A 24,000-nucleotide genomic window follows, 5' to 3' on the forward strand; every position below is an offset into this window, starting at 1 on the left:
GCTGGGCGGGTTCTGCGTATTTACGTTTTCTTACGTCGCGCGAAGAACTGCGTAGTGCAGGTCGGTCGGCGTGCGTCAGCCCTGGCGCTGCTTGTGGCGCAGGTTGTCGCAGATGACCATGACCCGACCGTGACGGCGGATCACCTTGCACTTGTCGCAGATCTTCTTGACGCTCGGCTTGACCTTCATGTTGGTGAGGTTCTCCGGGTCAGTGCCACCACCCGCACCGGGACGTGCGCCCAGGCAGGAGTGAGGACAAGATCTACTTGTATCGGTAGACGATCCGGCCACGCGTCAGGTCGTACGGAGACAGCTCCACAACGACCCGGTCATCCGGGAGGATGCGGATGTAGTGCATACGCATCTTGCCGCTGATGTGCGCGAGGACCTTGTGACCGTTCTGCAGTTCCACCTTGAACATCGCGTTCGGGAGGGACTCGATCACGGTGCCCTCGATTTCGATGGCACCTTGCTTCTTGGCCACGCTTCGCCCTTCGAATCGGCTACCTTGATCAGCTCCCTGCTTCACATGAGGACATGCGGGTGCAAAGGAGCCGACGAGTCAGTCTACGTCAGGGCACCCAGAAAGACGAATCCGGAAAGTTTGCCCCACAGCGTAGATCATTAAGCGAGCGGGTCGGGAGCCGTCGTGACGCCGTACTCCGCCAGCTTCGCCTTGCCGCAGTCCGGGCTGGTCAGGACGATGGGCCCGGCCTCCGTCAGGGCGATGGAGTGCTCCCAGTGCGAGGACCAGGTGCCGTCCGTCGTGATGACCGTCCAGTCGTCCGCCAGGACCTCCGTCTGGGGCGTGCCCAGGGAGACCATGGGCTCGATCGCCAGGCAGACGCCCGGGACCAGCTTGATGCCCTTGCCCCGCTTGCGCGAGACGTAGTTCAGCAGGTGGGGGTCCATGTGCATCTCGGACCCGATGCCGTGGCCGCCGTAGTCCTCGATGATCCCGAACTTGCCGAGGCTGTGGTCACCGGTGGCGGGGCGGGGCTGCCGCTTGATGTACGTCTCGATCGCCTTGGAGATGTCCACGAGGCGGTTGCCGAGCTTCATGGCGGCGATGCCGGCCCACATCGACTCCTCGGTCACCCGGGAGAGCTCGACGAGCTCCGGAGCGTGACCGGTGCCCACGAAGGCCGTGTACGCGGCGTCGCCGTGCCAGCCGTCGATGATCGCGCCGGCGTCGATCGAGATGATGTCGCCGTCCTTGAGGACCGTCTTGTCGTCCGGGATGCCGTGGACGACGACCTCGTTCACCGAGGTGCAGATCGTCGCGGGGAAGCCGCCGTAGCCGAGGAAGTTCGACTTGGCCCCGGCATCCGCGATGACCTTGCGGGCCACCATGTCCAGATCCCGCGTCGTGGCGCCCGGCACGGCCGCCTCGCGGGTCGCCGCGTGGATCGCGGCGACGACCAGCCCCGCCTCGCGCATTTTCGCGATCTGCTCGGGGGTCTTGATCTGGACCATGGGAAGTGCCTTCCGCGTCTTTGTGCGGCTAAACCGCCGCCGCTCTCGCGGAGGTGGTTACTCTCCGCTGTGGTTCCTCAATTATTGGCTGACGTCTCACGAACCCGCCTCATGCGGACGGCCGCGGCGCCCCTGGGGACACCGCGGCCGTACTGCTCGAGCAGGGGGTACTACTTCTTCAGGGCGTCCATCGCGCGCTGCGTGACGTCCGCGACCTCACCGAGGGCCGGGATGGTCACCAGCAGGCCCTGGGCCTTGTAGTAGTCGATGATCGGCTCGGTCTGCGTGTGGTAGACCTCGAGCCGGTTGCGGACCGTGGCCTCGGAGTCGTCGTCACGCTGGTACAGCTCGCCACCACAGGCGTCGCAGACGCCCTCGGCCTTCGGCGCCGCGTACACGACGTGGAAGACGTGCGCAGAGTCGTTGCGGCAGATCCGGCGGCCGGCGATGCGCTTGACCACCTCGTCCTCCTCGACCTCGAGGTCGAGGACGGCGTCGAGCTTCATGCGGGCCGCCTGCAGCATCTCGTCCAGCGCCTCGGCCTGCGAGACGTTGCGCGGGAAGCCGTCCAGCAGGAAGCCGTTCACGGCGTCCGGCTGCTCCATCCGGTCCTTGGCCATGCCGATGGTGATCTCGTCGGGGACGAGGTCACCGGCGTCCATGAACGCCTTCGCACGCTGGCCCAGCTCGGTGTTCTGGCTGATGTTGGCGCGGAAGAGGTCGCCCGTGGAGATGTGCGGGATCGACAGGTTCTTCGCAAGGAACGCAGCCTGCGTTCCCTTGCCCGCACCGGGCGGTCCGACGAGGACGATTCGCATCAGCGGAGGAACCCTTCGTAATTGCGCTGCTGGAGCTGGCTCTCGATCTGCTTCACGGTTTCCAGACCCACACCCACGATGATGAGGATGCTCGTCCCGCCGAACGGGAAGTTCTGGTTCGCTCCGAAGCCGGCCAACGCCATCGTCGGCACAAGAGCGATGAGACCCAGGTACAGCGACCCCGGCCAGGTGATCCGGTTGAGCACGTAGCTCAGGTACTCGGCGGTGGGTCGGCCGGCACGGATACCCGGGATGAACCCACCATACTTCTTCATGTTGTCTGCAACTTCCTCGGGGTTGAACGAAATCGCCACGTAGAAGAACGCGAAGAAGACGATCAGGAGGAAGTAGGCGGCGATGTAGTACGGGTGGTCGCCCTTGACGAAGTGCTTCTGGATCCAGACGGCCCAGCCGGCGGTCGAACCGCTGAACTGCACGATCAGCGCCGGGATGTACAGCAGCGACGAGGCGAAGATGACCGGGATGACACCGGCCTGGTTCACCTTGAGCGGGATGTACGTCGAGGTGCCCCCGTACGCACGGCGGCCGATCATGCGCTTCGCGTACTGGACCGGAATCCGTCGCTGCGCCTGCTCGACGAAGACCACCAGGGCGACCATGGCCAGACCGACGAGGATGACCACGCCGAATTCGACCCAGCCGTCGGCGATCTTGCCCTGGAGCTTGATCTGCCACAGGGCGCCGATGAAGCCGGCGGCGATGGAGATGAACATCAGGATCGACATGCCGTTGCCGATGCCGCGGTCGGTCACGAGCTCACCGAGCCACATGACGACGCAGGTACCCGCGGTCATGGTGACGACCATGACGATGGTGGTGAAGATCGACCGGTTCGGGACGATCTGGCTGGCGACCTGGCAGCCCTGGAACAGGGCGCCAGTGCGGGCAGTGGCGACGAGGCCGGTGCCCTGCAGGATCGCGAGTGCGACCGTCAGATAGCGCGTGTACTGAGTGATCTTCGCGGTGCCGGACTGACCCTCTTTTTTGAGGTTCTCCAGCTTCGGGATGACCACGGTCAGCAGCTGCAGGATGATGCTCGCCGTGATGTACGGCATGATGCCGAGCGCGAAGATCGTGATCTGCAGCAGCGCACCGCCGCTGAACATGTTGACGAGACCGAAGAGGCTGTTGCTGCTTCCGGCCTGGTCGACACAGATCTGAACGTTCTTGTAGCTCACGCCGGGTACCGGGATATGGGACCCGAGCCGGAACAGCACGATGATGCCGAGCGTGAAGAGCAGCTTCTTGCGCAGGTCGGGCGTCTTGAACGCCCGGGCGAACGCGGTGAGCACGGTGCCTCCTGCGACCCCCGCGCTACTGCGTCAGAGGTGACGGTCTGAGGGATCGGTGAATACGTACAAGCAAAGGTGCAGGCCACCTTACCGGCGACTGCGCCCCCCGTGGAACGACCAACCGGGGATGCCCCATATGTGAGGCATCCCCGGTCGGGTTTCTAGCTATTTGTCACAAGAGTTCGTCTTAGACGAGCTCGGTGACGGTGCCGCCGGCAGCGGCAATCTTCTCCTTGGCGGAGGCGGAAACGGCGTCAACCGAAACCGTCAGCGCCACGGAGATCTCGCCCTGGCCCAGGACCTTGACGAGGCTGTTCTTGCGAACCGCGCCCTTGGCGACCAGGTCGGCCACCGTGACCTCTCCACCCTCGGGGTAGAGAGCGCCGAGCTTGTCCAGGTTCACGACCTGGAACTCGGTGCGGAACGGGTTCTTGAAGCCCTTGAGCTTCGGCAGGCGCATGTGGAGGGGCATCTGCCCACCCTCGAAGCGCTGCGGGATCTGGTAACGGGCCTTCTGGCCCTTCGTACCACGACCGGCCGTCTTACCCTTCGACGCCTCACCACGACCGACACGGGTCTTCGCGGTCTTGGCGCCGGGGGCGGGACGGAGGTTGTGGGCCTTCAGCGGGCTGTTCTCAGCCATGATTAGTCAACCTCCTCAACCGTCACGAGGTGGCGGACGGTGTGAACCATTCCGCGGAACTCGGGGCGGTCCTCCTTGACGACGACGTCGTTCAGGCGCTTGAGCCCGAGCGAACGCAGCGTGTCGCGGTGGTTCTGCTTGCTGCCGATGTACGACTTCGTCTGCGTGATCTTGAGGCGAGCCATTACGCACCCGCCCCAGCACGCGCACGGAGCAGGGCCGCGGGGGCGACGTCCTCGAGGGGCAGACCACGGCGAGCCGCGATCTCCTCGGGACGCTGCAGGCCCTTGAGGGCCGCCACGGTCGCGTGCACGATGTTGATCGCGTTGTCGGAGCCGAGCGACTTCGACAGGATGTCGTGAACGCCGGCGCACTCCAGAACGGCGCGCACCGGGCCACCGGCGATAACACCGGTACCGGGGGAAGCAGGCTTCAGCAGGACAACGCCGGCCGCCTTCTCGCCCTGGATCGGGTGCGGGATGGTGCCCTGGATACGGGGAACCTTGAAGAAGTTCTTCTTGGCTTCCTCGACACCCTTGGCGATGGCCGCGGGAACTTCCTTGGCCTTGCCGTAACCGACACCTACAGTGCCGTCACCGTCGCCCACCACGACCAGCGCGGTGAAGCTGAAGCGGCGACCACCCTTGACAACCTTGGCGACGCGGTTGATCGCGACAACGCGCTCAACGTAAGCGGTCTTCTCGGCGGCAGGGCCACCGTCGCGACCCTTCCGGTCCCGCCGCTCGCCGCCACCGGCACCGCTTCCGCGGCGCTGGGGTCCAGCCATTGGATTACCTCTCTCTGTTACGTCCGTGAGTCCCGGAACCGGGGCTTAGAACTTCAGCCCGGCTTCGCGGGCGGCGTCAGCCAGAGCGGCAATGCGCCCGGCGTATCGGTTGCCACCGCGGTCGAACACGACGGTCTCGACACCCGCAGCCTTGGCACGCTCGGCGACGAGCGCGCCGACAGCCTGGGCCTGCGAGCTCTTGTCGCCTTCGCCACCGCGGATCGAAGCGTCCAGGGTCGACGCCGACGCCAGGGTGTGACCCTGGAGGTCGTCGATGACCTGAGCAACGATGTTGCGGTTGGAACGCGTCACGACGAGGCGCGGACGCTCCGCCGTACCCGAGACGTTCTTGCGGATGCGGATGTGGCGGCGAGCCTTGGCAGCGCGCTTGTACGCGTCGCCCTTGGCGATCTTCACACCGTATGCCATGGCTACTTACCAGCCTTTCCGACCTTGCGGCGGATGACTTCGCCGGCGTACTTGACACCCTTGGCCTTGTACGGGTCGGGCTTCCGCAGCTTGCGGATGTTGGCGGCGACCTCGCCGACCTTCTGCTTGTCGATGCCCTCGACCGTGAACTTGGTGGGCGACTCGACCTTGAAGGAGATGCCCTCGGGCGCCTCGATCAGGATCGGGTGGCTGTAACCAAGCTGGAACTCCAGAGCGGAGCCCTTCGCGGCGACGCGGTAACCGACACCGCTGATCTCGAGAGCCTTGACGTATCCCGTGGTCACGCCGGTGATCATGTTCGCCACCAGCGTGCGGGACAGGCCGTGCAGGGCCTTGTTCTGACGCTCGTCGTTGGGGCGGGTGACGTTCAGAACGCCGTCCTCACCCTTGACGATCTCGATCGGCGCGGCGACGGTGTGCGAGAGGAGACCCTTGGGGCCCTTCACCGCGACCGTGCGGCCATCGATGGTGACGTCCACACCGGCGGGAACCTGGATGGGGAGCTTGCCGATTCGCGACATTGCTTTTCCTCCGTTCCCGACTACCAGACGTAGGCGAGGACTTCCCCACCTACGCCCTTCTTGCCTGCCTGCTGGCCGGTGAGGAGACCGTGGGACGTGGAGATGATCGCCACGCCCAGGCCGCCGAGCACCTTCGGCAGGTTGGTGGACTTCGCGTACACGCGCAGACCGGGCTTCGAGATCCGCTTGATGCCCGCGATGGAGCGCTCACGGTTCGGCCCGAACTTCAGCTCGAGGACGAGGTTCTTGCCGACCTCGGCGTCCTCGACCTTCCAGCCGGTGATGAAACCCTCCTGCTTGAGGATCTCTGCGATGTGCGACTTGATCTTGCTGTGCGGCATCACGACGGTGTCGTGGTACGCCGAGTTAGCGTTACGCAGACGCGTGAGCATGTCTGCGATCGGGTCAGTCATGGTCATGAAGTGGCCTTCGGCCTCTCTCGCCGGGGTTTCCTGTATGCGCCATCCCTCTCCCCACTCAGTGGCGGGACGGGTGCGGTGCGGGGACCTACGGCGTAGTAAGTCGTTATGGACGGCGGACGCCCAACCCCACAAGCCTACGGCATGCGGAGCAGGGCACCCACCGACCAGATGCTTACCGAGAGTCTCTGGAACTTCCCAAGTCCTTGCGGACGGGAGGGAATTACCAGGAGCTCTTGGTCACGCCCGGCAGCTCGCCACGGTGAGCCATCTCACGAAGGCAGACGCGGCACAGGCCGAACTTGCGGTACACGGAGTGGGGACGACCGCAGCGCTGGCAGCGGGTGTACGCACGCACACCGAACTTGGGCTTGCGGGCAGCCTTCGCGATGAGAGCCTTCTTCGCCATCTCGCTTACGCCTCCTTGAAGGGGAAGCCGAGGTGACGAAGGAGCGCGCGGCCCTCAGCGTCGTTGGTCGCCGTGGTGACCACGGTGATGTCCATACCCCGGGTACGGTCGATCTTGTCCTGGTCGATCTCGTGGAACATGACCTGCTCCGTGAGACCGAAGGTGTAGTTACCACGGCCGTCGAACTGCTTCGGCGACAGACCACGGAAGTCACGGATACGCGGCAGCGCGAGCGACAGCGTACGGTCCAGGAACTCCCACATGCGGTCACCACGGAGGGTGACGTGGCAGCCGATCGGCTGACCCTCACGCAGCTTGAACTGCGCGATGGACTTGCGGGCCTTCGTGACGGCCGGCTTCTGACCGGTGATCGTCGTCAGGTCGCGGATGGCGCCGTCGATCAGCTTGGAGTCGCGGGCGGCGTCGCCCACACCCATGTTGACCACGATCTTCACGAGGCCGGGGATCTGCATGACGTTCTCGTACGAGAACTCCTCACGCAGCTTGCCCGCGATGTCCTCGCGGTACTTCGTCTTGAGACGCGGAGTGGTAGCCATCAGATGTCCTCACCCGTCCGCTTGGCAACGCGGATCTTGTTGCCCTCGTCGTCGAAGCGGAAACCGACGCGGGTAACGACCTTCTGGCCGTCCTTCTCCACAACCAGCTGAACGTTGCTGACGTGGATCGGGGCCTCGGTGATCACGATGCCACCGGCCTGCGAACCACCAGCGGTCTGACCGGCCTTGGTGTGCTTCTTGACCCGGTTGACACCCTCGACGAGGACGCGGTTCTCGCTGGGCATGGCCGCGATGACCTTGCCCTGCTTGCCCTTGTCCTTACCGGTGATGACCTGGACCAGGTCGCCCTTCTTGATCTTCATGCTTACAGCACCTCCGGCGCGAGCGAGATGATCTTCATGAACTTCTTCTCGCGCAGCTCACGGCCCACGGGGCCGAAGATACGGGTGCCACGAGGGTCGCCGTCGTTCTTGAGAATGACAGCGGCGTTCTCGTCGAAGCGGATGTACGAGCCGTCCTGGCGGCGGCGCTCCTTGACGGTGCGAACGATGACCGCCTTGACGACGTCACCCTTCTTCACGTTGCCACCGGGGATCGCGTCCTTGACGGTGGCGACGATGACGTCACCGATGCCCGCGTAGCGGCGACCCGAACCACCGAGAACACGGATGCAAAGGATCTCCTTGGCACCAGTGTTGTCGGCGACACGCAGTCGCGACTCCTGCTGGATCACGTCTATCTCCTGATTTGTCTGCCGGTTCCCGGCGAGGGGTCCGTTACCGGAACCCCTCGCCGAGCCTGGCGGAACTGACCTGAGGGAAACCCCTCAGGTGATTACTTGGCCTTCTCGAGGATCTCGACGATGCGCCAGCGCTTGCTCGCCGACAGCGGACGCGTCTCCATGATGAGGACGCGGTCGCCGACGCCGGCAGCGTTCTGCTCGTCGTGAGCCTTGAGCTTGTTCGTACGGCGGATGACCTTGCCGTACAGCGCGTGCTTGACGCGGTCCTCGACGGCGACGACGACGGTCTTGTCCATCTTGTCGCTGACGACGAGACCCTCACGGGTCTTGCGGAAGCCGCGCTCGTTCGTCTCAGTCACGTTCTTCTCGCTCATCAGGCGCTCTCCACCGTCTCGATACCGAGCTCACGCTCGTGCATCAGGGTGTAGATGCGAGCGATGTCCTTACGGACGGACTTGAGCCGGCCGTTGTTCTCCAGCTGACCCGTGGCCGCCTGGAAGCGGAGCTTGAACAGCTCCTCCTTGGCCTCGCGCAGCTTGCCAACGAGCTCCTCGTTGCCGAGCTCACGCAGCTCGGACGCCTTGGTTCCCGTCGCCATCACGACTCACCTGCCTCGCGCCGAACAATCCGGCACTTCATCGGAAGCTTGTGAGCAGCGCGGGTGAGCGCCTCACGAGCAATCTTCTCGTTCGGGTAGGACAGCTCGAACATGACCCGGCCCGGGTGCACGTTCGCGATCCACCACTCGGGAGAACCCTTACCGGAACCCATGCGGGTCTCGGCCGGCTTCTTCGTCAGCGGACGGTCCGGGTAGATGTTGATCCAGACCTTGCCGCCACGCTTGATGTGGCGGGTCATCGCGATACGAGCCGCCTCGATCTGGCGGTTCGTCACGTACGCCGGGGTCAGCGCCTGGATGCCGTACTCGCCGAACGAGACCTCAGTACCGCCCTTGGCCATACCGCGGCGCTTCGGGTGGTGCTGCTTGCGGTGCTTGACCCTACGAGGGATCAGCATGTCGGTCAGGCCTCCGTTCCGGTGCTCTCGGCCGGAGCGGCGGCGGGAGCGTCGGCCTTGGGGGCCTCGGCACCAGCAGCCTGCTGCGGCTTGCGGCCACCACGGCCGCCGCGCTCGCCACCACGGCCACCACGGCCGGCGGGACGGTCGCCAGCGCCGGCGCCACGGGCCGGGCGGTTACCCGCACGGGCCGCAGCGTTCTCGGCGCGAACCTCGGCGATGTTCTTGACGTCGCCCTTGTAGATCCAGACCTTCACACCGATACGGCCGAAGGTGGTCTTGGCCTCGAAGAAGCCGTAGTCCACGTTCGCGCGCAGCGTGTGCAGCGGCACACGACCCTCGCGGTAGAACTCGGAGCGGGACATCTCGGCGCCGCCGAGACGGCCGCCACACTGGATCTTGATGCCCTTGGCGCCGGCCTTCATCGTGCCCTGCATGCTCTTACGCATGGCGCGACGGAAGGAGACGCGGGAGGAGAGCTGCTCGGCAACGGCCTGGGCAACCAGCTGGGCATCGAGCTCGGGGTTCTTGACCTCGAGGATGTTCAGCTGGACCTGCTTGCCCGTGAGCTTCTCGAGGTCACCGCGGATGCGGTCGGCCTCGGCGCCACGGCGGCCGATGACGATGCCCGGACGAGCGGTGTGGATGTCCACACGCACGCGGTCACGGGTGCGCTCGATCTCAACCTTCGAGATGCCGGCGCGCTCCATGCCGGACGTCATCATCCGACGGATGGCGACGTCTTCCTTGACGTAGTCCTTGTACAGCTTGTCGGCGTACCAACGCGACTTGAAGTCGGTGGTGATGCCGAGCCGGAACCCGTGCGGGTTTACCTTCTGGCCCATTACCGGGAACCTTCCTTGCTGCTGACGACCACGGTGATGTGGCTGGTCCGCTTGCGGATCCGGTAGGCACGGCCCTGGGCACGCGGACGGAACCGCTTCAGGGTCGGGCCCTCGTCCACGTACGCCTCGCTGATGACCAGCGTGGAGGCGTCCGGGTGGTTGTAGTTGTGTGCGGCGTTGGCAATGGCGCTGTCCAGCACCTTGCCGACCGGCACGCTCGCGGCCTGCGGGGCGAAACGCAGGACCGCCTGAGCCTCCGTGGCATCCATGCCACGGATAAGGTCCACCACGCGGCGGGCCTTCATGGGCGTGACGCGGATGTACCGCGCCTGGGCCCTGGCTTCCATGGTTGTCCCTTCGGTGTAAGTCATAGTCGTTACCACCCCGCCTTTAGCGGCGCTTCGACTTCCGGTCGTCCTTGACGTGGCCGCGGAAGGTGCGAGTCGGCGAGAACTCGCCGAGCTTGTGGCCGACCATCGACTCGGTGACGAACACCGGGACGTGGGTCTTGCCGTTGTGCACCGCGATGGTGTGACCCAGCATGGCCGGGATGATCATCGAGCGACGGGACCAGGTCTTGATGACGTTCTTGGTACCAGCTTCGTTCTGAGCGTCCACCTTCTTCACGAGGTGTCCGTCGACGAAGGGTCCCTTCTTGAGACTGCGCGGCATCTAAACCCGCTCCTAGCGCTTCTTGTTCGTCTTGCGGCGGCGGACGATGTACTTGCTCGAAGCCTTCTTCGGCGAGCGAGTACGACCCTCCTTCTGACCCCACGGGGAGACCGGGTGACGACCACCGCTGGTCTTGCCCTCACCACCACCGTGCGGGTGGTCAACCGGGTTCATCGCGACACCGCGGACGGAGGGGCGAACGCCCTTCCAGCGCATGCGGCCGGCCTTGCCCCAGTTGATGTTCGACTGCTCGGCGTTGCCGACCTCGCCGACCGTCGCGCGGCAGCGCGCGTCGACCAGACGGATCTCACCGGACGGCATACGAAGGTGGGCCATCGTGCCCTCCTTCGCCAGCAGCTGCACGGAGGCACCCGCGGAACGGGCGAACTTGGCGCCACCACCGGGACGGAGCTCGATCGCGTGGATCGTGGTACCGACCGGGATGTTGCGGAGGGCCAGGTTGTTGCCCGGCTTGATGTCGGCCGTGGGGCCGTTCTCAATCCGGTCGCCCTGGTTCAGACCGCGGGGAGCGATGATGTAGCGCTTCTCGCCGTCCGCGTAGTGCAGGAGCGCGATGCGCGCAGTGCGGTTGGGGTCGTACTCGATGTGCGCGACCTTGGCCGGCACGCCGTCCTTGTCGTGACGACGGAAGTCGATCACGCGGTAGGCGCGCTTGTGTCCACCACCCTGGTGGCGAACGGTGATCCGACCGGTGTTGTTACGGCCGCCCTTGCTGTGCAGCGGGCGAACCAGCGACTTCTCCGGCGTGGACCGCGTGATCTCGACAAAGTCGGCGACGCTGGAGCCACGACGGCCCGGGGTCGTCGGCTTGTACTTGCGGATACCCATTTCTCAGTCCTCGTCCGATTCCGGACGACTAGACCTCCGTTAGGAGGCCTGGCCGCCGAAGATGTCGATTCGGTCGCCCTCAGCGAGGGTCACGATGGCGCGCTTGGTGTCAGCGCGCTTGCCGAAACCGGTCTTGGTGCGCTTGCGCTTACCCTGACGGTTGATCGTGTTGACCCCGGTGACCTTGACCCCGAAGACCGCCTCGACGGCCTGCTTGATCTGGGTCTTGTTGGAGCCGGGCGCGACGATGAACGTGTACTTGTTCTCGTCCAGCAGCGCGTAGCTCTTCTCCGAGACAACCGGCTTGATCAGCAGGTCGCGCGGGTCAGTGAAGGTCTTGCTGGTAACGGTCGCCTCGGACATCAGGCGTCGCTCCCTTCGGTCTCATCGGCCTTGGGGCCAGACACGAAGGACTCGAGCGCGGCCTGGGTGAAGACCACGTCGTCAGAGACGATCACGTCGTACGTGTTCAGCTGGCCCGGCTCCAGGATGTGAACCTGGGGCAGGTTGCGGGCGGACAGCCACGCGGCCTCGTCGGCACGCTCGACGACCAGGAGCAGGTTCTTGCGCTCCGAGATCTTGCCGAACAGCGTCTTGGCGGCCTTCGTGGAGACGGCACCCTCGACCACGCCGGTGACGACGTGGATGCGGGAGTGACGCGCACGGTCCGAGAGGGCACCGCGGAGGGCGGCGACCTTCATCTTCTTGGGGGTCCGCTGCGAGTAGTCACGCGGCTGCGGGCCGTGGACGACGCCACCGCCGGCGAACTGCGGAGCGCGGGTCGAACCCTGACGGGCGCGGCCGGTGCCCTTCTGGCGGTACGGCTTGCGGCCACCACCACGGACTTCGCCACGGGTCTTCGTCTTGTGCGTGCCCTGACGGGCAGCAGCCAGCTGTGCGACGACGACCTGGTGGATCAGCGGAACGCTGGTCTTCGCGTCGAAGATCTCCGCGGGGAGCTCGACGGTACCGGCCTTGTCGCCTGCCGGCGAAAGGATGTCAATGGTGCTCATTAACCTCAAGCCCCCTTGGCCGCGGTACGGACCAGGACGAGGCCGCCGTTCGGACCGGGGACTGCACCCTTGATGAGGAGCAGACCCTTCTCCGCGTCTACCGCGTGGATGGTCAGGTTCTGGGTGGTGACGCGCTCGTTGCCCATACGACCAGCCATGCGCATGCCCTTGAAGACACGCCCAGGGGTGGCGCAGCCACCGATCGAACCGGGGGAGCGGTGCTTGCGCTGCACACCGTGACCGGCGCCGAGGCCCCGGAAGTTGTGCCGCTTCATGACACCGGCGAAGCCCTTGCCCTTGCTGTTGCCCGTGACGTCAACCTTGACGCCGGACTCGAACACCTCAGCAGTGATCTCCTGGCCGAGCGTGTACTCGCTGGCGTCGGAGGTGCGGAGCTCCACCAGGTGGCGGCGGGGGGTCACGTCGGCCTTGGCGAAGTGGCCCTTGAGGGGCTTGTTCACCTTGCGCGGGTCGATCTCGCCGAAGGCGATCTGGACCGACTCGTAGCCGTCGATGTCGTTCGTACGGACCTGGGTAACGACGCAGGGCCCGGCCTTGACGACGGTCACCGGGACGACACGGTTGTTCTCGTCCCAGACCTGGGTCATGCCGAGCTTCTCGCCCAGGACGCCCTTGATCTGCTTTGCCATCTTCTCGACGCCTCTCAGAGCTTGATCTCGATGTCAACGCCGGCCGGAAGGTCCAGGCGCATCAGCGAGTCAACGGTCTTGGGCGTCGGGTCGAGGATGTCGATCAGGCGCTTGTGCGTGCGCATCTCGAAGTGCTCGCGCGAGTCCTTGTACTTGTGCGGCGACTTGATGACGCAGTACACGTTCTTCTCAGTGGGCAGCGGCACCGGGCCTGCGACCGACGCACCAGTGCGGGTCACCGTCTCGACGATCTTCTTCGCCGAGGAGTCGATGACCTCGTGGTCGTAGGCCTTGAGCCGGATGCGGATCTTCTGTCCCGCCATGGCTACTCCGTAGTCCTGTCTGTTGTGGAAACGCTCTGGCTCTCGGTCGGCTGTGGATCTCTCCACCGCTTCTCTCCGACCCACGCGGTCGGGCGTGTCGCACTCCCTCCACAGAAAATTCCCATACGGAAATTCCCTCGTCCAAGGGGGTGCGGTCCCAGGACCGCGGTTCGGGGGAGAAACACCCACCGAGCGCCTGGCCGGCACCGTGCTGACGCTTCCCAGAAGATTCCCGTACGTCCGCCCCATTGCTGCCCCGAGAGGCAGATAAAGGCGACGAGTACTGTGGGACTCGCTTCCGGTCCTCCCGGCGGGAGGCGCGCAGCATCGGCACTCAGCCGAGCAACTTGAGTAGTCTGCCATACAAGACACGTACTGCGCCAATCGGGCCGAAGAGAATACCCCTCCACGGTGATCGGTCAAACCGCGCCACGCAGTGGGGTTGCCCGGGCGCCCCTTGGGGTCCGCCCGGGCCCGCCCACCGGCCTCGGAGCGTCTTTCCGCTGCCCTGCCGCGCCGCCCCGCCGGGGCCTGCGCTCAGGTACGCGAGACGGTGCCGCAGCCCTCCTGTCCGCCGGTCTCCATGCTCTTGCTGCGGTCGTACGGGTCCACGGGCGTCCCGGAGGGCGTGGGCCCGGTCGGTGTGTCCTCGTCGAAGACGGGGTGCAGGAATCCGTCGTAGACGTTGCAGGCGCTGTTGGCCGTGTCGACGTCGGCCTTCTCGAGCCAGATCTTGCCGGCGGTGGCCTGCCACTTGCGCGGGTCGGCGATCGAGAAGGTGATCTCGCGCCGCACGACGGTGCGCTCCACCTGCTCGGAGCCCGGCTTCGCCTTCACGAACGGGTAGACGAAGGTGTAGTCGGCCAGCACGTTGGCCTGGCCCGCCTCCTTGCCGGGCTCCACCCACATCCGGCCGCGGACCTTGACCACGTCGCCCGCGGGCTTCAGCTCGGCCGGCTTGACCCGGCTGAACAGGTGCAGCGGGTCGTTCTCCTTCGTCGGAGCCGTCAGCGACTCCTCCACCCGGCTCAGTTCCTTCTCGAGCTTCGGGTCGAGCAGAGCCAGCGCCGCCGCGGGCCGCTCCCCGCGCAGGGTCGCCGGGTCCAGGTTGGCCGTGACCAGGAACTGCTTGGCCTTCTCCAGCGCGTCGGCGACCTGTTCCTTGCTCATCCCGCCGACGGCCTCGGCCACCGGGACCTCGATCCCGGCCGCCCCGTCGGCCCACTGCACGGCCGGGGACCCCTTGAAGGGCTCCTTGAGGGTGGGCCGGTCCGGGTACAGGGCGGAGGGCGGGGCGCTGGGCCGGGCGGTCTCGGCGGGCAGCGGCTCGGCGGCCTTGCCGTTCTGTGCGGCCTTGCCGGTGACCCGGTCGATGACCAGCTCCGGGCGGATGGCTATCAGCGCGAGGGCGGCGATGAAGACGATCGCCCCGGCGGCCTTGAGCCGTCGCTTGCCCCTCCCCCGCCCTTCCCGCTCCTGCCAGGCCGGACCGGTGCGCCAGCCGGGCGGCTCGGCGGACTCGCCCTGCAGCCGCGCGGTGACCATGCGCGCCCGGGCGGACGGCTCCCGGGGGGCCTGGCCCGCACCCGCCTGGGCCTGCTCCATGAAGCGGGCCCACTCCTCGTCGGAGACCGCCGGTCTGTCGTTTTCGCTGTTCGTTCCCATGTCCCACCCCTGAAATGTCCGGGGCCCCCGGGACGAGGTCCTGGGGGCCCCGCCGTCACCGCTCAGTTCACTTGCCGAAGTAGCCCCTGCGCCGCGGGGCCGGAGGTGCGGAGCGCGCCGAGCTGCCGGTAGAGCCGGTCGCCCGGGCACTCGGTGTTGAAGCCGTCCCGGTGTCCCGAGAGCGACCTGAACGTGTACGGCTTGCCGGCCTCGAACGCCGTCCCGAAGAAGTTGCTCCCCGTGGCACTTGCGGTCAGCGTCGTCGTGCCGTTCAGGTCTCCGTCGTACTGGCCGAGCTTGTAGGCCGCGATCCTGGAGACGGCGTCCCGGGCGGCGGCCGGGGCGCCCCCGGTGTTGTAGTCGCCGAGGACGGCGATGCCCGCCGACTCGTTGTTCCAGCCGTACGTGTGCGCACCGAGGACGGGCTGGTCGGTACCGCCCCGCCGGCCCTCGAAGATCGTGCCGCACTTGTCGACGAGGAAGTTGTAGCCGAGGTCCCGCCACCCGTTGGTCTTCACGTGGTAGACGTGGATGCCGCGGACGATCGCTGCGGACTGCGAGCAGTCGTACGGCTGGGTGTCGGCGGTGTGGTGGACGAAGACCGCCTTGACCTTCCCGCCGGGCAGGTAGACCGGGCCCTCGTCGTTCAGCGTCTCGTCGGCGCCCCAGGCGAGGCGCGAGACCACGTCCGGCTGCGGGGCCGTGGAGACGGGTCCGGGGACGGACGGCGCAGTGGTGGGCGGGTCCGTCGGGACGGGGTCAGCCGCCGGCGCGGCGAACGCGGCCAGGCCGGCGTTCGGGGAGCCGCTCTTCCGGGCGCCGTCCTTCTTCGCCGAGCTGCCGGAGCCGCCCGGGTCGACCAGGTTCAGTTCCAGGCCGGCGGGCAGTGCACCGCCGCCGCTGATCCGTACCTCGGCACCGTCCGACGCGCCGACCCAGACGGGCTCCGTGGAGCCGTGCGCGCCGGAGCGTACGCCGTCGAGACCGGGCTTGACCGGCTCGAGGGCGATCCAGTGCGACCACTTGCCGGTCTTCGCGTCACGGGCGCGGGCCTCGACGGTCCCCTTCACCTCTGCGGCGGGGTCCGTCCAGGAGACGCCCAGCAGGCCGAAGGGCCCGGTGTCCTGCTGCGAGAGCACGGCTTGGCCGCTGCCCCCGGGCGTGATCGCGAGCCGGTGCAGCGCGGCCTCGACCGGACCGGTCTCCTCGGCGCCGGCGCCGTGCGCGCCCGCCGCTCCCCTGCCGCCCGACGAGTCCGGTTCGGCTCCCCCGGCCAGTCCCTGAAGGCCCAGGACCGCTGCGGCACCGAGCGCCGCCGCCAGCGCGCTACCGCGCACGCGTGTCCCTCTCAAGTCGGTTCCCGCACCCCTTCGGCGATGGCGCCGTACGACACCACTGGGCGGATGTTACTGGCCGGTTTCACGGGTGGGGCAGGGGGTCGCCCGGGGAGCGCCCCGGGTGGCCGGACCGCGCGGGCTCTACTTCTTCCCTGCGTCCTTCACGGAGTCGCCTGCGTCCTTCCGGGCCTGCTTTTCGGCCTCGGCGTCCCGCTCGATGTCCGCCCTCGACCGCACGCGCTTGGGCGCCTTCATCCCACAGACGCTGGGCCAGTCGTCGGCCACGATGCCGGCGCACCAGATGTAGTCCTGGATCGGGCCCGGCTTCCAGTCGTCCTTCTCGATGTCCCAGCAGTCCTTGCGGGGCGAGAAGCGCGGGCAGCTGCCGTCCCGCGTCTTGATGACGTGTGCGCGGTACGCGTCGATGCCCATCGAGTCGACGTCGGAGGAGGGCATGTAGCGGTTGACCGACCAGGACGCGCCCATGGCCGCGAACAGGGCGACCACGCACACCATGCCGGCGGCGAGCTGGCGGATCACCCGCGGCGGAACGACCCGGGCCGGCCCGGCCCCGGAACCGGCCCCCGCCCCGGTCGGGCGCAGCGTGCGCTCGATCCACCCGGAGCCCCGGTTGACCACCGCCATCATGCCGAGCACGGCCAGGATCATCAGGCAGTACATGATGATCCACGTGGTGCGCGGGTAGAGCTGGATTGCCTTGTCGTGGGCCATGTGCCCGGCGAACCAGAAGCGGGCGAGCCAGGCGCCCGCCAGGATCGCCGCCGCGGTGCGGACCATGACGTTGCGCAGGCCGAGGCCGATGCCGAGGCCCACCCCGAACAGCAGCAACAGGGCGAACCCGCTCTGGCCGGCCATCTCGCCGGCCACGGGCCAGGTCTGGTACGTCAAGGTCGAGGACCGGTCCGAGACCCAGCCGAGGACGTATGCGGGGTCTGCGTAGACGGCGAGGAAGGCGTAACGGTCGGGGTTGTCCGCGCCCAGCCGGACCATCTGGTAGAGCAGCGGGGCGCCGACGACGCCTGCCGACAGCAGCGTGACCGCGAGGTACAGGCCCGCCTTCTTGGCCGTCCTGGCGCCCTGGCGCCACGGGAAGAAGAACAGCGCGGCGACGACCGCGCCGGGCGCGGCCCAGATGTACCAGCCGGAGTACCAGAGGAACAGCGCGCCGAAGATCAGGCCGAGGACGGCGGCGCGCAACAGCAGGTGCCGCGTGGTGCACCGCCCGGCCCGGCCCATCTCGCGCAGCCAGTAGCCGAGCAGCGGCAGCAGCACGATCATGACGATGTGGCTGTACGGGCGGATCGGGTCGAGGAAGAGCACGGCGGCCGGAACCGCGATCAGCAGCGCCCAGAAGGGCCTCAGCAGTATCCGCCAGGCTAGGTAGGCCATCGGGCCGGCCACGGCGGTGAAGAAGATCTGCAGGTCGTGCAGGGCGAAGCCGGTCTCGCCGCGGCCGTTGTAGCGGATCTTCGCCCAGAGGGCCATGAGGGCCGGGAAGGCGGGCGGGTAGATGCCCGACATCCCCTCGTGGTGCAGGAACGAGTTGGCCATGTCGATGAGGACGCCCGGGTCGGCCTCCTGGCCGCCGAGCGGGTGCGGCGTACCGCGCAGGGCGACGACGACACCGCCGGCGATCACGCCGGTGGCCAGGCCCGCGAGGGCGGCGCAGACCAGGCGCTTGACGAGCTGGTGGCGCCGGGCGGCGCCCCGGTGGGCGGTGTACAGGAGCAGCGCGAGCAGCGGCAGGCCGATGACCGCGGCGTACTGCTGGAGCGTGGCGAGGCCGCTGACCTGGCCGAGGCGGACGATCGGGTTCACGCTGATGTTCCGGCTCAGCAGCATGTAGCCGAGGGCCGCCGTCAGGCTGACGACGGCCTCGGCGAGGCCGAGCACCCAGCGCCGCGAGGTCCACGGGCGGCGGGCCGCCGATCTGGACGGGGCCGGCCCGGGGTCCGCGGTCCCGGTACCGGTCCGGCTGGGCGCCGTGCCGGATGCTCCGACGACCTCGGGGGCCAGGTGTGTCATCTCAGTCCAATTCCGTCGCGGGTGTCACCGCGGGGTGGGGCCCGACGGCCGCTGCTTCTTGTGCTCCGGGTTCAGTCGGCGCGCTGACCGGCGGTGAAGGCGTGCTTCGCCAGCGTGCGGACGCCCTCGCGGTGTCCGCGGAGCAGGGCGCCGGGGAGCATGGTGATGGCGTGGAACCGGGAGGCGCTGTGGAAGCGGGCCGCGCGGGCGGCCTTGGGCCAGCCCCGGGCGTCCATCCGGGCGGCCACCGCGGAGAAGTACCGCTCGGCCTCGGTGAACCGGGTGCCGGAGAACGCCTGCACCGAAGACTCGCTGACCGCGTGGCGGCGGTACTGGAAGACCGTGGTGGTCTCGTCGATCAGCATCTGCTCGCCGAGCTCGAGGAGGTCGACCACCAGGGCCAGGTCCTGGATCACCGAGTACTCGTCGCGGAAGTTGACCCCGCGCAGGGCTTCGCCGCGCCAGCTGATCGACGGGAAGTACAGCCAGTTCCCGCGCAGCACGCTGGTGGCCAGTTCTTCGCCGCCCATCAGGCGCCGGCCCTTGACCTGCGGGGCGTACAGCCGCCGCTTGGTCTGGTCGGCGAGCCCGGACGTCAGCTGCCCGTCACCGTCGATCACCTCGACGCCGGGCTGGACCATGCCGATGCCCGGGTTGGCCGCTATGAGGCCGCGGACGGTCTCCAGGTAGTGCGGGTGCAGCAGGTCGTCGCAGCCCATGATGACGACGTAGTCGGCCTCGGAGAGCCGTACGCACTTCTGGAAGTTCTTGGTGATGCCGAGGTTCTGCTCGTTGCGGGTGTAGTGCACCCGCTCGTCGCCGAGTGCCTCGAACCAGCCCGGGACGTCCGGCTCCTTGCCGTCGTCGACGACGACGAGGCGGAAGTCCGGGTCCGTCTGGGCCAGGACGCTGCGCACAGCGTCCTGCATCAGCTGCACGTCCCCGTAGTAGGGGAGCATGAAGTCGAAGGTCACCACGGGAAGTCAGGCCTTCACGGTGTCGGAGTCGGCGGGCGAGTCGGCGTTCGGACCGGCGCCGGACGCGACGGCGGCCGGCACCGGCTCCGGGTCGGCCGCAGCGGTGGCGGTCGAGCCGAGGCGCGCGTCGTTGTGCCGTGCACCCTCGCTCAGGGCCACCGTCCGGGCCAGGTCGGTGAGCTTCTTCTCCAACGAGCGGAAGCGCAGGAAGGTGTTGAGGGTCAGGAAGCCCATCGCCAGCACCATCACGTACAGCACGAGGTCGGTGCCGCGGCCGACGCCGAGCTGGTGGGCCACCCACGTGACGTCCGTGGGGCGGAGCACGGCGTACACGTTGACGATGACGAACAGCGAGAACGCGATGCGCTTCCAGGCGCGGTTCTTCGCCTGGCCCCACGTACGTATGAACATCAGTGCCATCGACACCGAGCCCGCGATGAGCAGCAGCTGGATCCAGAAGTACTTCATCAGCGGCTTCGCTCCCGCATCGTGATGTCAAAGATGATGTTGACGCCGTTGATCAGGGACTGGCCCTTGGCGCGCGAGTACTCGGTGTAGAGGATGTCCACGGGGACCTCGGTGACGCGCAGACCGGACCCGGCCAGGAAACCGACGATCTCCGACGCGTGCGCCATGCCGTTCATGGTGATGTTCAGCTGCTCGGCGGCCTTGCGGCTGAGCACGCGCAGGCCGTTGTGCGAGTCGGTGAGCTTCAGCTTGCGGGCGGTCGGGCTGACCGATGCAGCCGTACGCAGCACGACGCGCTTGATCCACGGCACCTGGCCGTTCTGCTCGATGAAGCGCGAGCCGAGGACCACGTCGGCCTCGTCGTCGCGCAGCACCCGGACCATCTTCTCGACGTCGTGCGTCTGGTGCTGGCCGTCCGCGTCGAAGGTCGCGAAGTAGCGGGCGCCGGGCTGGGCGAGGGCGTACTTGAGGCCCGTCTGCAGGGCAGCGCCCTGACCGAGGTTGACCGGGTGCCGCACCAGGTGGGCACCGGTCGTCGCGATGTGCTCGGCCGAGTTGTCGGAGCTGCCGTCGTCGACGACGACTATGTTCGGGAAGGTCGCACGAGCCCCCTCGACCACATCGGCGATCACCTGGCCCTCGTTATAGGCCGGGATGACCAGCCAGACATCGTCGTATTGGGACACGGTAGCTCCAGCGGAATGTGGCACGTGCGCGTGCTCGGTGATCGGTGGGACGTCGGAAGCCGGCATGGTCACTCCCCGACCGCTCCGGCGCCCAGTGGGCTTGCGGCGACCTTGTGCCCGGGTCCTTCGGTCACGCCCGGAGCAGCTCCGGGGAACCTCAGCCTCAGCACGGCCAGCATACCGAGCACGGTGGCGAGGGATCCGAGAGCGTAGGCCAGGGTGACGCGCACGGCAACGTCGCCCGGAGCGAAAGTGATGCCGATCAGGACGACCGTGCCGATGGCCCAGCAGAGCAGTTGCAGGTTGTGCCGCTTGAATACCATCAGCGCCTGTCCGAGCACCATCGCGAACATGTACGCCACGGTGCCTGCGGACAAAAGGAAGAAGTCGAGGCATCCCAGCGCCGGTTTGGCGTGGAAGAGGACCTCGATCAGCCAGGGGCCGAGGGCGGTCGCGGGCACGCCGCCGAGCAGCCCCAACAGCCCGACCACCACGGCGATCCGGCGCAGCATCGCGGAGAACGCCGCCCGGTCGCCGGCCGTGTAGGCGGCAGTGAGCCCGCCCAGCAGAGAGGCCTGGAGCGAGCCGAAGACGAACAGCGGCACCCGGGCCAGGACCAGTGCGTTCAGCAGTGCCGCGATCAGCACGCTGTCGGTGGGGGCGAGCAGCTTGGTGCTCATCACCGCCGCGTTGACGACGACCTGGGACAGCAGGGTCGAGCAGATCAGCAGGCCCAGCCCGCCGGTCAGCTCCCGCCAGGCGATCTCCTCGCCGGGCTCCACCGCGCGCAGCAGCGCAGGCAGGGTGATCAGCGTCGCGGCGACGGGCGCCACGGCCAGGACCAGGCTGAAGGCGAGCGCCGAGTGCAGCCCGGACACCGCGCAGCCGAAGGCGAGGGCGATGCGCAGCCCGCCGTCGACGGCCAACTGGGTGCCGTACGCGCCGAACCGGCCGAGACCGGCCAGGACACCGCGGGTCAGGTAGCAGACGGCCATGCCGGTGAAGGCACCGCCGAGGGCCGCCACCAGGCCGCGGTCGCCGTGGAACAGCAGGTCCGCGATCGGGCCCGCGCCCACCGCGAGGAGGAGCAGGGTCGTGCCGAGGATCCCCGAGGTCAGCAGGGTGGCCCGGCGCAGCACGGGGGCCGCGCCCTGGCCGAGCACCACGCGTGCGGCGACGATCCGGGTGAGCTCCTGCTCGATCGGGAAGAAGATGCCGAGCCCGAGCGCCATGACGATCGTCCACAGCACCGAGACGTTCGCCACGGCGTCCGTGGACAGGCTGTAGCCGGCCACGCCCAGGTGGACGTACGAGGCCGCACCGAGCACGACGGTGCCGCCGGCCACCGCGACGGTGCCCGGCGGCAGCGCCGCGGTGAGCCTGCTCAGCAGGGACTTCATCCCGTACTGCCGTTCCTGGCCGACTCGGCCAGGACGGTGAACGCGGGGGCGGCGAGCGCCTCGGCGAGCTGCTCGCGCCAGTCGGCGAGCGGGGCCAGGCCCGCGTCGGCCCAGCGCTCGTGCGCGAGCACGCTGAACGCCGGGCGGGCGGCCGGGCGGACGAACGCGGCGGAGGTGGTCGGCCGGATCCGCTCCGGGTCGAGCCCGCTCAGCCGGTACGTCTCGCGGGCCAGCCCCATCCAGGTGGTGCGGCCGCTCGCGGTGCCGTGGTAGATCCCGCCCATGGCCCAGCCCTTCAGCGCGGCCAGGCCGAGCTCGACCAGGTGGCGGGCCAGCGCGTAGGACCAGGTGGGCTGGCCGTGCTGGTCGTCGACGACGTCGAGGGTGTCGCGCTGGGCGGCCAGCTTGAGCATGGTGGCGACGAAGTTCGGCCCGTGCTCGCCGTACAGCCAGGCGGTCCGGACGATGTAGCCGTCCTGCGGCAGCAGTTCGGCGACGGCCTGCTCGCCGATCAGCTTGGAGCGCCCGTACGCGTTGAGCGGGCCGGTCTCGGCGTCCTCGCGGTACGGCTCCGTGGCGTCGCCGGGGAGCACGTAGTCGGTGGAGACGTGCAGCAGGCGCACATGGGCGGCGGCGCAGGCCTCGGCGAGGACGCGCACGCCGGTGCCGTTGACGGCGGTGGCGGCGTCCTCGGCGGTCTCGGCGCCGTCCACGTCGGTCCAGGCCGCGCAGTTCACGACCACGGTGACGCCCTCGACCGCCGCGCGGACGGCGGCCGGGTCGGTGATGTCGAGGTCGGCGCGGCGCAGGCCCACGGCCTCGATCCCGGCGTCCTTGAGGACGGCCAGGACGTCCTGGCCGAGCATCCCGGCGGCGCCGGTGACGAGCCAGCGCCCGGCTCGCGGGTTGGTCCTCACTTCTGCAGGGCCGCCTTCGTCTTCAGCGGCTCCCACCAGGCGCGGTTCTCGCGGTACCACTCGATCGTGGCGGCGATGCCGTCCTCGAAGGTGACCTGCGGGGCGTAGCCCAGCTCGGCACCGATCTTGCTGATGTCGATGGAGTAGCGGAGGTCGTGGCCCTTGCGGTCCTCGACCTGCTCGACCATGTCCCAGCCGAGGCCGGCCGCCTCGAGCAGGACGCCGGTGAGCTCCTTGTTGGTGAGCTCGGTGCCGCCGCCGATGTTGTAGACCTCGCCGGCGCGGCCCTTGCGCATCGCCAGGTCGATGCCCCGGCAGTGGTCGGAGACGTGCAGCCAGTCGCGGACGTTGCCGCCGTTGCCGTACAGCGGGACCTTCTTGCCGTCCATCAGGTTCGAGACGAACAGCGGGATGACCTTCTCCGGGAACTGGTAGTGCCCGTAGTTGTTGGAGCAGCGCGTGACGACGACGTCCATGCCGTGCGTGCGGGCGTAGGCGAGGGCCAGCAGGTCGGACGAGGCCTTGGAGGCGGAGTACGGGGAGTTCGGGACCAGCGGCCACTCCTCGGTCCAGGAGCCCTCGGTGATCGAGCCGTACACCTCGTCGGTGGAGATGTGGACGAAGCGGCCGACGCCGTGCTTGCGGGCGGCGTCCAGCAGGACCTGCGTGCCCACGACGTTGGTCATCACGAACGGGCCGGCACCGGCGATCGAGCGGTCCACGTGGGACTCCGCCGCGAAGTGCACCACGACGTCGTGTCCGGGCATGACCTGGTCGACGGCCTCGGCGTCGCAGATGTCGCCCTTGACGAAGGTGTAACCGGGGTGGTCCGCGACCGGGGCGAGATTGGCTTCGACACCGGAGTAGGTCAGCTTGTCGAAGACCGTGATCTGAGCCGATGCGTCTGCACCGAGCTGCTGGCGAACGAATTCTGAACCGATGAAGCCGGCGCCGCCGGTCACGAGGATGCGCATAATACGAAGAGTCTAGCCGCTCGTACACCACCGCTCGGGCCCGGACCGCGCCGCCCCCGCGCTCT

Annotated in this window: 35 protein-coding genes; all 35 read right to left on the reverse strand. The window is 67.8% G+C overall.

What is annotated here, in order from left to right; all coding sequences use genetic code 11:
- Positions 1 to 75 precede the first annotated feature (75 nt).
- A complete protein-coding gene (gene rpmJ / locus ACZ5WG_RS25225; RefSeq protein ID WP_003956441.1) occupies positions 76 to 189 on the reverse strand; it encodes a 50S ribosomal protein L36 in 114 nt (37 codons plus the stop codon).
- Between the two features lie 73 nt (positions 190 to 262).
- Entirely contained in the window at positions 263 to 484 is a 222-nt protein-coding gene (gene infA / locus ACZ5WG_RS25230) for a translation initiation factor IF-1 (protein WP_003956442.1), read from the reverse strand.
- A 140-nt stretch (positions 485 to 624) separates the two neighbouring features.
- Positions 625 to 1,476, reverse strand: coding sequence for a type I methionyl aminopeptidase (gene map / locus ACZ5WG_RS25235; protein WP_468726105.1), 852 nt, complete (start codon positions 1,474 to 1,476; stop codon positions 625 to 627).
- A gap of 170 nt (positions 1,477 to 1,646) precedes the next feature.
- Positions 1,647 to 2,294: an adenylate kinase gene (locus ACZ5WG_RS25240; RefSeq protein WP_468726106.1), complete on the reverse strand. Its 648-nt coding sequence runs from the start codon at positions 2,292 to 2,294 to the stop codon at positions 1,647 to 1,649.
- The gene (gene secY / locus ACZ5WG_RS25245) at positions 2,294 to 3,607 is read right to left on the reverse strand and encodes a preprotein translocase subunit SecY (RefSeq protein ID WP_468726107.1); all 1,314 of its coding nucleotides are present in this window, start codon (positions 3,605 to 3,607) and stop codon (positions 2,294 to 2,296) included. Before secY ends, ACZ5WG_RS25240 begins: the two co-directional genes overlap by 1 nt.
- A 187-nt stretch (positions 3,608 to 3,794) precedes the next feature.
- Positions 3,795 to 4,250: a 50S ribosomal protein L15 gene (gene rplO / locus ACZ5WG_RS25250; RefSeq protein ID WP_030154704.1), complete on the reverse strand. Its 456-nt coding sequence runs from the start codon at positions 4,248 to 4,250 to the stop codon at positions 3,795 to 3,797.
- A 2-nt stretch (positions 4,251 to 4,252) separates the two neighbouring features.
- Positions 4,253 to 4,435 carry a 50S ribosomal protein L30 gene (gene rpmD / locus ACZ5WG_RS25255; RefSeq protein ID WP_005313525.1) on the reverse strand — a complete coding sequence of 61 codons (183 nt, stop codon included), beginning with the start codon at positions 4,433 to 4,435 and terminating at the stop codon, positions 4,253 to 4,255.
- Entirely contained in the window at positions 4,435 to 5,037 is a 603-nt protein-coding gene (rpsE, locus tag ACZ5WG_RS25260; protein WP_254372698.1) for a 30S ribosomal protein S5, read from the reverse strand. Before rpsE ends, rpmD begins: the two co-directional genes overlap by 1 nt.
- A gap of 45 nt (positions 5,038 to 5,082) precedes the next feature.
- Positions 5,083 to 5,466, reverse strand: a complete 384-nt coding sequence (gene rplR / locus ACZ5WG_RS25265; protein ID WP_030008471.1) for a 50S ribosomal protein L18 — start codon at positions 5,464 to 5,466, stop codon at positions 5,083 to 5,085.
- A 2-nt stretch (positions 5,467 to 5,468) separates the two neighbouring features.
- On the reverse strand, positions 5,469 to 6,008 hold the full coding sequence (rplF, locus tag ACZ5WG_RS25270; protein ID WP_030298217.1) for a 50S ribosomal protein L6: 540 nt from the start codon (positions 6,006 to 6,008) through the stop codon (positions 5,469 to 5,471).
- 20 nt (positions 6,009 to 6,028) lie between these two features.
- Positions 6,029 to 6,427 (reverse strand): 30S ribosomal protein S8, encoded by a 399-nt coding sequence (rpsH, locus tag ACZ5WG_RS25275; protein ID WP_007265911.1) that lies wholly within the window; start codon positions 6,425 to 6,427, stop codon positions 6,029 to 6,031.
- A 223-nt stretch (positions 6,428 to 6,650) separates the two neighbouring features.
- The gene (locus tag ACZ5WG_RS25280) at positions 6,651 to 6,836 is read right to left on the reverse strand and encodes a type Z 30S ribosomal protein S14 (RefSeq protein ID WP_003956452.1); all 186 of its coding nucleotides are present in this window, start codon (positions 6,834 to 6,836) and stop codon (positions 6,651 to 6,653) included.
- Positions 6,837 to 6,841: 5 nt separating this feature from the next.
- A complete protein-coding gene (rplE, locus tag ACZ5WG_RS25285; RefSeq protein ID WP_030154702.1) occupies positions 6,842 to 7,393 on the reverse strand; it encodes a 50S ribosomal protein L5 in 552 nt (183 codons plus the stop codon).
- A complete protein-coding gene (gene rplX, locus ACZ5WG_RS25290; RefSeq protein ID WP_030154701.1) occupies positions 7,393 to 7,716 on the reverse strand; it encodes a 50S ribosomal protein L24 in 324 nt (107 codons plus the stop codon). The genes rplE and rplX overlap by 1 nt, the downstream gene beginning before the upstream one ends.
- Before the next feature lie 2 nt (positions 7,717 to 7,718).
- Entirely contained in the window at positions 7,719 to 8,087 is a 369-nt protein-coding gene (gene rplN / locus ACZ5WG_RS25295; RefSeq protein WP_003956455.1) for a 50S ribosomal protein L14, read from the reverse strand.
- A 101-nt stretch (positions 8,088 to 8,188) separates the two neighbouring features.
- A complete protein-coding gene (gene rpsQ / locus ACZ5WG_RS25300; RefSeq protein ID WP_030026328.1) occupies positions 8,189 to 8,470 on the reverse strand; it encodes a 30S ribosomal protein S17 in 282 nt (93 codons plus the stop codon).
- A complete protein-coding gene (gene rpmC / locus ACZ5WG_RS25305; RefSeq protein ID WP_008739703.1) occupies positions 8,470 to 8,694 on the reverse strand; it encodes a 50S ribosomal protein L29 in 225 nt (74 codons plus the stop codon). The genes rpsQ and rpmC overlap by 1 nt, the downstream gene beginning before the upstream one ends.
- Positions 8,694 to 9,113, reverse strand: coding sequence for a 50S ribosomal protein L16 (gene rplP / locus ACZ5WG_RS25310; RefSeq protein ID WP_030026326.1), 420 nt, complete (start codon positions 9,111 to 9,113; stop codon positions 8,694 to 8,696). Before rplP ends, rpmC begins: the two co-directional genes overlap by 1 nt.
- 5 nt (positions 9,114 to 9,118) lie before the next feature.
- The gene (gene rpsC, locus ACZ5WG_RS25315; RefSeq protein WP_007265905.1) at positions 9,119 to 9,958 is read right to left on the reverse strand and encodes a 30S ribosomal protein S3; all 840 of its coding nucleotides are present in this window, start codon (positions 9,956 to 9,958) and stop codon (positions 9,119 to 9,121) included.
- A complete protein-coding gene (gene rplV, locus ACZ5WG_RS25320) occupies positions 9,958 to 10,305 on the reverse strand; it encodes a 50S ribosomal protein L22 (RefSeq protein ID WP_007265904.1) in 348 nt (115 codons plus the stop codon). The genes rpsC and rplV overlap by 1 nt, the downstream gene beginning before the upstream one ends.
- 43 nt (positions 10,306 to 10,348) lie before the next feature.
- A complete protein-coding gene (gene rpsS, locus ACZ5WG_RS25325; protein ID WP_030154697.1) occupies positions 10,349 to 10,630 on the reverse strand; it encodes a 30S ribosomal protein S19 in 282 nt (93 codons plus the stop codon).
- Between the two features lie 12 nt (positions 10,631 to 10,642).
- Positions 10,643 to 11,479, reverse strand: coding sequence for a 50S ribosomal protein L2 (gene rplB / locus ACZ5WG_RS25330; protein WP_030154695.1), 837 nt, complete (start codon positions 11,477 to 11,479; stop codon positions 10,643 to 10,645).
- Between the two features lie 39 nt (positions 11,480 to 11,518).
- Complete coding sequence (gene rplW / locus ACZ5WG_RS25335) at positions 11,519 to 11,842, reverse strand: 50S ribosomal protein L23 (protein ID WP_030154694.1); 324 nt, start codon at positions 11,840 to 11,842, stop codon at positions 11,519 to 11,521.
- On the reverse strand, positions 11,842 to 12,492 hold the full coding sequence (gene rplD, locus ACZ5WG_RS25340; protein WP_030298210.1) for a 50S ribosomal protein L4: 651 nt from the start codon (positions 12,490 to 12,492) through the stop codon (positions 11,842 to 11,844). Before rplD ends, rplW begins: the two co-directional genes overlap by 1 nt.
- A gap of 5 nt (positions 12,493 to 12,497) precedes the next feature.
- Positions 12,498 to 13,142, reverse strand: coding sequence for a 50S ribosomal protein L3 (rplC, locus tag ACZ5WG_RS25345; protein ID WP_007265899.1), 645 nt, complete (start codon positions 13,140 to 13,142; stop codon positions 12,498 to 12,500).
- A gap of 14 nt (positions 13,143 to 13,156) precedes the next feature.
- Entirely contained in the window at positions 13,157 to 13,465 is a 309-nt protein-coding gene (gene rpsJ / locus ACZ5WG_RS25350) for a 30S ribosomal protein S10 (RefSeq protein ID WP_003948644.1), read from the reverse strand.
- A gap of 537 nt (positions 13,466 to 14,002) precedes the next feature.
- Positions 14,003 to 15,130 (reverse strand): hypothetical protein, encoded by a 1,128-nt coding sequence (locus ACZ5WG_RS25355; RefSeq protein ID WP_468726109.1) that lies wholly within the window; start codon positions 15,128 to 15,130, stop codon positions 14,003 to 14,005.
- Between the two features lie 62 nt (positions 15,131 to 15,192).
- Positions 15,193 to 16,467 carry a peptidoglycan recognition protein family protein gene (locus ACZ5WG_RS25360; RefSeq protein ID WP_468726110.1) on the reverse strand — a complete coding sequence of 425 codons (1,275 nt, stop codon included), beginning with the start codon at positions 16,465 to 16,467 and terminating at the stop codon, positions 15,193 to 15,195.
- A 141-nt stretch (positions 16,468 to 16,608) separates the two neighbouring features.
- Positions 16,609 to 18,513, reverse strand: coding sequence for a hypothetical protein (locus ACZ5WG_RS25365; protein WP_468726112.1), 1,905 nt, complete (start codon positions 18,511 to 18,513; stop codon positions 16,609 to 16,611).
- 71 nt (positions 18,514 to 18,584) lie between these two features.
- Positions 18,585 to 19,487, reverse strand: coding sequence for a glycosyltransferase family 2 protein (locus ACZ5WG_RS25370; protein WP_468726113.1), 903 nt, complete (start codon positions 19,485 to 19,487; stop codon positions 18,585 to 18,587).
- A 9-nt stretch (positions 19,488 to 19,496) separates the two neighbouring features.
- Positions 19,497 to 19,958: a DUF2304 family protein gene (locus ACZ5WG_RS25375; protein WP_468726115.1), complete on the reverse strand. Its 462-nt coding sequence runs from the start codon at positions 19,956 to 19,958 to the stop codon at positions 19,497 to 19,499.
- Positions 19,958 to 20,644 (reverse strand): glycosyltransferase family 2 protein, encoded by a 687-nt coding sequence (locus ACZ5WG_RS25380; protein WP_030298195.1) that lies wholly within the window; start codon positions 20,642 to 20,644, stop codon positions 19,958 to 19,960. Before ACZ5WG_RS25380 ends, ACZ5WG_RS25375 begins: the two co-directional genes overlap by 1 nt.
- 68 nt (positions 20,645 to 20,712) lie before the next feature.
- Positions 20,713 to 22,044 carry a polysaccharide biosynthesis protein gene (locus ACZ5WG_RS25385; RefSeq protein ID WP_468726116.1) on the reverse strand — a complete coding sequence of 444 codons (1,332 nt, stop codon included), beginning with the start codon at positions 22,042 to 22,044 and terminating at the stop codon, positions 20,713 to 20,715.
- Entirely contained in the window at positions 22,041 to 22,961 is a 921-nt protein-coding gene (gene rfbD / locus ACZ5WG_RS25390) for a dTDP-4-dehydrorhamnose reductase (RefSeq protein WP_468726117.1), read from the reverse strand. The genes ACZ5WG_RS25385 and rfbD overlap by 4 nt, the downstream gene beginning before the upstream one ends.
- Positions 22,958 to 23,935: a dTDP-glucose 4,6-dehydratase gene (gene rfbB, locus ACZ5WG_RS25395; RefSeq protein WP_468726118.1), complete on the reverse strand. Its 978-nt coding sequence runs from the start codon at positions 23,933 to 23,935 to the stop codon at positions 22,958 to 22,960. Before rfbB ends, rfbD begins: the two co-directional genes overlap by 4 nt.
- Between the last annotated feature and the right edge of the window lie 65 nt (positions 23,936 to 24,000).

It is taken from the genome of Streptomyces sp. NPDC032745 (assembly GCF_055579465.1).